The 8,551-nt window shown below is 58.9% G+C and carries 6 protein-coding genes and 1 pseudogene; 2 read left to right on the top strand and 5 right to left on the bottom strand.

The window, feature by feature from the left end; translation table 11 throughout:
* Positions 1 to 117: pseudogene (locus tag IGW03_RS27105) on the top strand (IS5/IS1182 family transposase); the annotation flags it as partial.
* A gap of 6 nt (positions 118 to 123) precedes the next feature.
* Here the strand turns inward: IGW03_RS27105 and IGW03_RS27100 are convergent.
* From IGW03_RS27100 to IGW03_RS38955, 5 genes are all read right to left on the bottom strand, one after another.
* Positions 124 to 888 carry a type 1 glutamine amidotransferase domain-containing protein gene (locus IGW03_RS27100; RefSeq protein ID WP_194725659.1) on the bottom strand — a complete coding sequence of 255 codons (765 nt, stop codon included), beginning with the start codon at positions 886 to 888 and terminating at the stop codon, positions 124 to 126.
* Positions 889 to 907: 19 nt separating this feature from the next.
* The gene (locus IGW03_RS27095; RefSeq protein ID WP_228536123.1) at positions 908 to 1,483 is read right to left on the bottom strand and encodes a hypothetical protein; all 576 of its coding nucleotides are present in this window, start codon (positions 1,481 to 1,483) and stop codon (positions 908 to 910) included.
* Positions 1,484 to 1,519: 36 nt separating this feature from the next.
* Complete coding sequence (locus tag IGW03_RS27090; protein ID WP_194725658.1) at positions 1,520 to 2,689, bottom strand: zinc-dependent alcohol dehydrogenase; 1,170 nt, start codon at positions 2,687 to 2,689, stop codon at positions 1,520 to 1,522.
* Between the two features lie 381 nt (positions 2,690 to 3,070).
* Entirely contained in the window at positions 3,071 to 3,709 is a 639-nt protein-coding gene (locus IGW03_RS27085; RefSeq protein ID WP_194725657.1) for a hypothetical protein, read from the bottom strand.
* A 476-nt stretch (positions 3,710 to 4,185) separates the two neighbouring features.
* Positions 4,186 to 5,103 (bottom strand): hypothetical protein, encoded by a 918-nt coding sequence (locus IGW03_RS38955; protein ID WP_323745033.1) that lies wholly within the window; start codon positions 5,101 to 5,103, stop codon positions 4,186 to 4,188.
* Positions 5,104 to 5,350: 247 nt separating this feature from the next.
* Here IGW03_RS38955 and IGW03_RS27075 point away from each other — a divergent pair, with 247 nt between their 5' ends.
* Entirely contained in the window at positions 5,351 to 8,401 is a 3,051-nt protein-coding gene (locus tag IGW03_RS27075) for a PAS domain S-box protein (protein WP_194725656.1), read from the top strand.
* The last annotated feature ends 150 nt before the right edge of the window (positions 8,402 to 8,551 follow it).

Below are 8,551 nucleotides of genomic sequence, written 5' to 3'. Positions count from 1 at the left end.
TTCCGAAGATTGGCACGCGATTATGAACGCATGGCACAGACATTGGCGGGGCTTCACTATGTCGCCTTCGTCTGTCTCATGCTTAGCAAAACCATGTCCATCTTCTTTAGTTCATAACAGGCTCTAGGCATGGCCCAGCCGATGACGTTCCGGCGCCTGGCTCATCCGATAGTCAGGCCGCCGCCGGCCTGTCGCCGCCAATCCCATGCCGATCAACGCCACTCCCAATATGGTCCGGAATGACGGGCGCGGCAGCCAGCGCACGGAATTGACCACCAGCGCCGGCGGCTCCTCGCGCTGCGGATCCGAACGGGTGGCTTGCTCGACACTCTGAGCACCTGCGGCGCCGGAAAACAATTCGGTCATCGCACTCACGAACGGCACCATGTCCTGCGGTCCGCGGCTGGTTACCCAATTGCCGTCCCTCACCACTTCCCGGTCCAGCCAGGTGGCGCCTGCGTTCACCATGTCATCCCGTATACCCGGCCAGGATGTCATTGTCCTTCTCGAGGTAAGTCCCGCGGAGGCCAACAGCCAGGGCCCATGGCAAAGGGTTGCGATCGGCTTGCGCTGCCGGTCGAACACGCGCACGAAGTCGCGCGCCTCGGCGGACTGGCGCAACAGGTCCGGGTTGATGAATCCGCCCGGTATCAGCAGCCCGTTGTATTCCGCCGGACTGGCCTGGTCCAGGGTTTTGTCGACGTGCACCTTGCTCGCCGGTTCGTGCAGATTGACGCCGCGGATCCGCCCGGGATGCAGCGATATGATGTCGACATCCGCTCCCTCCATCTTGAGGGCGGCGACCGGAACGGCGAGTTCGACCTTCTCAAAACCGTCGACTGCCAGTACGGCGATGCGGCGGCCCGCAAGCGCATTCAGTTCAGGCATAACGTCCTCCAATGCGGGTTCAAAACCGGTATGTGTGCGCGTTCCGTCGCTTGAGCAGAATATAGCCGACGCCGATCACCGCGGATGCTACCGCCGCCGTGCGGATGAGCCCCGCGCGGTTGTAGCGCCATTCGGCATTGATGCCCATTTCGGCGAAGACGTTGGGAACGCGGCCGCCCATGAGATCCTGCCCTATGCCTTCCACGACGTTGACCCGATCAGCAAACAGCAATAGCAGCCAGTGGCGAACGTCGTTCTCGCTGAATCCATACGCGACATCCCGTATCTTCCCGCTGATGCCGCTGGGCGGCGTGCTGGTCCCGAACACCGGCGTGATGCCAGGCCGTTCGACCGAGTGATAAACCTTCATTCTCAGCGGCTGGTCTTCGACATCGTGCCAATGCAGCCCTTCCAGCCGCGGCGGGGTCCTCTCCATCGGATAAGCCGGCCGGTTGTTGGGATCGAGATCGGCTCCCCAGCCCTTGATGTGGGAAAAATCGTCAGCCGACTTTTTACTGTCGTCGCGTTCGTGCCGATGCTGCGCTTTTGTCCCGCTGTGGTCGCGCAGATTGGTCGGGCGAGTTTGTATGTCCATTTCGCTTCACTCCTTGCAATGGATGGATTAGGCCGTTCAGTGCACCGTTGCCAGGTGGGGCGCTCTGGGCGGGACCAGGATGGTCTTGATGCAGTTATCCAGCTTGCTGGAGAAGATGTGATAAGCGTCGGACACTTCCTCGAGCGGCACCCGATGCGTGATGATCTTCCTCGGTTCCAGGTTGCCCGCGCGGATATGCTCGAACAGGCGCGGCAGGTGGCGCTTCACGCTGGCCTGATTCATGCGCATGGTGATGCCTTTGTTCAGCGCATTCCCGATCGGCACGACGTTGTATGGAGGCCCATACACGCCGACGATGGAAACCGTGCCGCCCTTGCGCACGGAATTGATCGCCCAGTGCAGCGCCGTGCTGGTACCGGCCTGCCATTTCAGGTATCTGCCTGTGAGCCGCTGTATAGCGCTGCCGGCGGCTTCGCAGCCTACTGCATCGATGCAGACGTCGGCGCCCAGCCAGTCGGTCATCTTCTTGATATGGATGGCCATGTCATCGACTTCCCTGAAGTTGACCACCTCGCATTGCGCGAAATTCTTGACGAATTCCAGCCGGTATTCCACATGGTCGACCACGATGACACGTCCCGCGCCCATGAGCCAAGCCGACTTCGCGGCAAAGATGCCGACAGGACCGGCGCCGAAAACGACGACGGTGTCGCCCTGAGCGATGTCGCCCATTTCCGCGGCCTGGTAGCCGGTCGGGCAGGCATCGGTCAACAGAACGGCATCATCGGGATGAATGTCCTTGGGAATGATCGTCGGATTGATGTCTGCCAACGGCACGCGGACATACTCGGCCTGGCCGCCGTCATACCCCCCCGTCGTGTGCGAGTAGCCATAGATGCCGCCGACTGCGGTTGCCTCGGGGTTGGTGTTATGGCAGTTGCTGTACAGCTCGCGCTGGCAGAAGAAGCATGAACCGCAAAAGATATTGAAAGGCACGAGCACATGGTCGCCCACCTTCACGTTCCGGACCGACGGGCCGACCTCTTCCACGATGCCGGTGAACTCGTGGCCAAAGATCATGCCGACCCTGGTGTCGGGGACCAGGCCATGATAAAGATGCAGATCCGATCCGCAGATGCATGCGCGCGAGACGCGTACGATCGCGTCGTTCGGGTGCTCGATTTGCGGATCGGGCTTTTGTTCTGCGCGTACCCTGTAGGGGCCTCTGTAATTCATTGCCAGCATAAGATTCTCCTAACCAAGAAGTAGTGACGGCAGCTGCTCGCAACAACATGGCGAGCCTTGCAGCCGCTCCTTTCGAACACGCCGCGCTGCCTTCGATTCGCCCGCCGATGTCCTTACCCATTGCACCGTGCCATCGGCAAGCCGTTCACAGGTGCAACAGCCCGTACGGGCCCATAGCCAGAAATCTTTCATCATGAGCTACGGCGGCTTCGTGTCCCAGGTCAGAATTTTTCTGACGAGAAGACATTCACCGCAGCAGGACGCTTTCCGTAGCAAAGCCTGAGCCGGCATGTTCGATATCACAGGGCCAGCCATGACTGCTTCTTCGCAGGATATGACGATAGTCTTCATCGTACGGTCCGATGATCCGCAGTCTCGTCATCACATGTGAATGCATGCGACATCGCGGACCCATTCAACGGCTGAGAATGGCTTTGTGTACGTAAGTTCAATCAAAAGACTGAATGCGGTGCGCTTTGATACGGTGGCTGCGCGCCCCTTGCCGCACCAGAAAATATGAGATGCAGGAGCTGTCGAAATCTGCACGCAGGCATAGTCGGGCGGTGGATGATTTCGGCGTTGTGTGACCGTCCGTTTCGCTATCCTGTGCCGCCGCCCGTCGGCATATGCCGTCTTCAGTTCGAGCGGCTTCGAATAATATCGGACATCGCCAGCTAGTAAGGAGTGCCGCTTCCTGCCATAGACAAAACTTGAGCGTGCACACGGCACATGCTGGAAATGAGCCACCATGTGGTAAGTGTCCTGCCTCTGAATATTGATAGGCACTGTCTCGGGGATCGGGTACCAGAAATCACCAATGGCGAATCCGAAAATGAAACCGAGGGCGAACGGCATCGAAGTGTGGAAGGACGTCGAGCAACGCGACATGGTGACGATGCAGCCGGCAAACGGACGCCGGCGATGACGCCGCATCATCGGGGTTACGTCCGGCCGGCTCACTACGATGTCGAAGCCTTGCTGCTTCTCGTCGGCGTCGGCCAGCGCGGCCTTGCGGCCCAAACAGTGCCTTGGCCTGGTACGGATGCCAGGCTGTCCCGGATCACCGTTGTCTCCATGATCCTGCCGTCAGATCTTTCGGCGTATTCCCGAGCTTGGCGGACCATTGCTCCGCGTGCGCGCCGAAGCGCCATGCAAGTGTGCCGATGATGACGCCTGCTGCCATGCGATTAGAACGTGCTCAATGAAAATTGAGAACAGGATCGCCCTCTGAAGCTCAAGTGAAGATGCGCTTGACGCTCGCCATTGATTTCGGTTGAAGAAAGGCTGCTTGTTCACTCATTGCGTACTGATCGCGAGGGCTTTCCTGGAAGCCGCATCGGGAAATACAAGGTTGCCTGAAGCGGAAGGTAAGCGGATTGCCTTCGATAATCCGGTGTGCGGACGATACGCCATCGAGCGGTGCGGGGCGTGTGCTCGAGAGGTTGCGCAACGGTGTCGAAATCGCAAAGATGGAGTGTCAACGATATCGGTACTGCTCATTTGTTGATCCTCTTGAAGCTCACCACCCAGATCCATGGATTGGAGTCCCAGCTGCCGGCACCGTTAAGGTCTTTCCACAGTTGCCGGTAGGCGTCCCGGCTGGTCGGAATCAGGCTGCTGATGCCGTTGACGCCTTCGGCAGCCGCATCAGTTTCACTGATGTCTTGCAGTCGTTCCACCCGCACGCCATTCACTTCCAGGAGAATGCGGGACAGGCGACGCGGGCAATGGATTGATGCCAGGTGATTTCGCTGCCAGGGCCAGGCGTCAGCGACGGTCGGCAAACCATCGGCCGAGTAACGCGACATCTGCATGTCATTGCCGTATCCGCGCACGATACTTTCCTTCACCCAAAGCCGGTCGCCCGGGACGCCGTAGGGGCATCTCCAGTTCTGATCAGGCAAGAGGCGGCTTTCGGTGTCGCTCCATGGTTGAAAGACATTTCCATGGTTCTCAAGGACTTCTTCCGTTCCGGCTTGCGGCTGTGGTTTCAGGATGCGCCGCGTCTGCGTTTTGCGGCCGTCGAGCAAGGCCCGGATCATGGGCGCGGAAAAGAGGATAGGGCGTTCTTTCATTCCATGATCTCTTTCTGAAGGGATGACATGCATAAGTTTTGGAAAATGATGACGGCGCCGGGCGCAGTTGCTGCCGTGGTCCTTGCATTGATACCGGTTTGGCGGCAGCGTTTTCGCATGCACGAATCCATGAATCATGCCTATGTGATTGCGGCTTCTCTCGTTCCCAAGCCTGGGGACTGGAATGAGAAGGAGTGGCTTCGACGTGAGAGTTGGTACATCCGTCTCTTCTGAAATGAGACCCAACCACTTCCCGTAATGTGCACGTTTGGTGTACCGACAGAGAAACTCTTCGTTCTTTGCGTTCTTCCAAAGAATATTGCATTGTGCTTCGCTCATGCATCTCGCTTTTGGGCCTCTGCAAAAGCTCCTAATTGTCGGCCTTACGTGACCACTCTTTTTGCACTGTTGTGTCCGCTCTGCTCAGGGCCGCGACTGTGCATTCAGTAATCGGTATCTTTGCCTCGCGATGAATCGAAGGTAATGAACCGGACATACATTGCATGATTGGCAAGGCTAAAATCACTGTACATGATCTCCCGTCTTCCACCTTTTCATAAAGGTCGTTTCTCTGCCTGAGGCGAACATGCGCAGCCCTGCAATTTCTACTGACAAGATCAAGGATATCCTGCGCCTGAAAATGGACGTGCGGCTTTCGCACGAGCAAATTGCGCAATCGCTGGACCTTTCGAAAGGCGTGGTGGGGAAATACGTCGGATTGGCGAAGAACGTCGGGCTCGATTGGTCGGCGGCGCGACTGATGAGCGAACCCGAACTCAGGCAGTGCCTGCATGTGCGCCGGCAACAGCCGTTCCCCTATGTACGGCCTGACTACGGCCGCCTCCATCTTCGTTTATGCCGCAGCGGCAATACCCTTCTGAGCGAATGGGAGCGGTACAAGGCCGATTATGCTGAACAGAAAATCTACCGCTATACCCAGTTCTGCCAGCATTACCATTCCTTCGTCTTGCGGCTCGGCCGCTCCTTGCGGCAGGTGTTTCGAGGCGGCGAAAAGATGTTCGGTAATTTCGCCGTATCGGCCATTCCGCTGACCGAAGGCGGCTGTGCGTATATTTTCCTGGCCACAATGGGCGCTTCCAGGCTTGCCTTCGCCTGCGTCGCCTCCGCAGAAACGATGCATGAGTGGATCCGTTGCGCTGTCCGCGCCTTGCATTTCTATGAGGGCGTGCCGCGGCTCATCATATCCGATGGCTCGAACGGAATGGTGCCCATCGATGCCCCGCGCGATGATGATATGGTGCGCAGCTTCGCCCGCCATTATGGCACCTCGGTGTTGCCGTCGATGCTGCAGGATGCCAGACATCAGTCGCAGGCCGTATTGCAGGTCAAATTTCTTGAACGCTGGATCGTGCGTGAATTGCGTCACCGGCAGTTTGCCACGGCAGCGGATGTCGAGGCCACGCTGCGGCCCTGCCTCGATCGCTTGAACCATCACCCGTTCCGACACTTGCCCGGCAACCGCGCCAGCGCATTTGCCGAGTGGGACCGGCCCGCCCTGTCTGCGTTGCCGGCACAACCCTATGAATTCCCAAGTCCACCGACCGAGGAGGCAATGGCGGAGGCTTTGCATCCTGCTGCCAACGACGAGCCGAAGGCCAAGGTGCTGGTGGCGGAATCCCATGCCGGCATGCGAGCCTACCTGGAACAGTTGTTCGGCAAGGAATACAAGGTCATCTCGGCCCCCAGTGGCCCTCTGGCATTGCAGGCTGCCCTGGAACACCGGCCGGAACTGGTGCTAAGCGGACTGGCCAGGCCGGAGCCGGACGGCTTCGATCTGCTTGGTGCTCTGCGCGCCCACGCCTCTACCTCGACGATAGCGTTCATCCTGCTGTTTTCCAGGCCGAACGACAGCGCTGATGAGGAAGGCATGCGCGCCGGCGCCGACGACTGGCTTGCCAAGCCCTTCAACGGGCGCGAGCTGTCAAGCAAGGCCAGAGGGATGATCGCTCTGACGCGATCCCGGCATGAAACGCGGCGCAGCGATGAACAACTGCGTGCGGTGCCCTTGACCATCCTTGAAGGCTTGAGCGAGGGACTCATGGCGGTCGATTCCGAATGGCGGATCACTTACCTTAACAGCGCGGCAGAAAAGCGAGCCCGCCTGCCACGAACCTGTCTGGTCAACAGAAACTATTGGGAAGCCTTTCCCACGCTGCAGGGAACCCTGGTCGAGCTGGAATACCGCCGCGCCATGGCAAGCCGAATGGCGGCACGCTTCGAGTACTACGATGTGCATTCACAGGCATGGACCGAGATGGGCGCATCGCCGGTGGAGGATGGCGGTATTCTGCTGTACGCCAATGACATTACCGACCGCAAGCGTGCGCAGGAAGCCCTGCAGGGAGCCGAAGCGCGGCTGAGCGCGGAGTTGCAGGCAATGAGCCGGTTGCAGCTTCTCGGCACCCGCCTGCTGGACGTTCAGGATTTTGAACTCGCGCTCAAGGAAGTGCTGAGCGCAGCGATTTCCATGTTCGGCACGGCAATGGGCACGATACAGCTTTACAGGCCGCACACGCAGACTCTGGAAATCGTCACGCAACAAGGACTCAGCGTGGAGTTCCTGGCGCATTTCCGTTCCGTGAAATGCAACGACAGTACCGCAAGCGGCGGGGCCGCCAAGCATGGCAAGCGTACCATCGTTCAGGATGGCTACCTGGACCCCCGATTTGCGGCAGACAGGTCGCTTCTCGATTCGGTAGGCATCCGGGCCTGGCAATCCACGCCCCTGTTCGGGCGTGGTGGAAAATTGCTGGGCGTCCTTTCCACGCATTTCCGCGAGCCTCACTATCCCCTGGACCGTGAACTGCGCATGCTCGATCTTTATGCGCGCCAGGCGGTCAGCATCATCGAGCGCCTGTACACCGAGGCAGCGCTGAGGGAACAGCAAGAATATTACGTGACGGTATTGAACAGCACCATCGATGGACTGATGACGCTGGATGCCGAGTCCCGGTTCGTCTATTTCAACGCAGCCGCATGGAAGATGCTTGCCGAGCAAGGGATCAACGCCGACAGCCTGATCGGCAAACAATATCTCACCGAAGCGTTTCGCGAAGCACGCGACGATGAATCGGGCCTGGCCTTTCGGCGGGCCGCACGCGATCGGGTGTCGGCCGAGGTGGAAAACTACTATGCGCCTTTTGGCCGCTGGTATCTGATCCGCTTTTTTCCGATGAGTGAGGACAGGATGGCGATCATCGTGCAAGACATTACCGAGCGCAGGAGCACCGAGGAGGCCTTGCGCGAGAGCGAAACCCGGTTCCGCGCGCTGGCCGAGGCCTCCCCCGGCCTGATCTGGCAGGTGGACGTCAATGGGAACGCGGTTTATCTGAACCCGCGTTTCCGGGAGATGCTGGGCGTGCCGCTGAAGGATCTCATGGGCGCCGCGTGGCATAAGGTGGTTCACCCCCAGGATCTGCCATCCTATGTGGCCGCGCTCGACAAGGCGATCCGCCAGCATGGGCGCCTGCTGCACCGGGTGCGCGTCAAAAGAAAGGATGGGGAATGGCGCTGGCTGGAAACCAATGCGCTGCCCTGGTTTACCTCCGAGGGTGAATATGCGGGGCACGTTGGCATTTCCATCGACATCAGCGAAGCGCTTGAGGTTGCAGGGTAGCCACGTTCATGCCCAAGGTGCAATGCTTATTTGAAAACGCCTTTTATCAAGAATAGTTCTTGCCAAGAAGGTTGTGCGAAACCAGCTTTATCCACCTTCTTCATACCAAAACGCAACGCGGGGCTAGCCGAGCATCGGATTTTTCCCTCA

The organism is Noviherbaspirillum malthae (genome assembly GCF_015352985.1).
Taxonomy (GTDB): domain Bacteria; phylum Pseudomonadota; class Gammaproteobacteria; order Burkholderiales; family Burkholderiaceae_D; genus Noviherbaspirillum; species Noviherbaspirillum malthae.
This window is presented reverse-complemented; position numbering and strand designations above follow the sequence as displayed.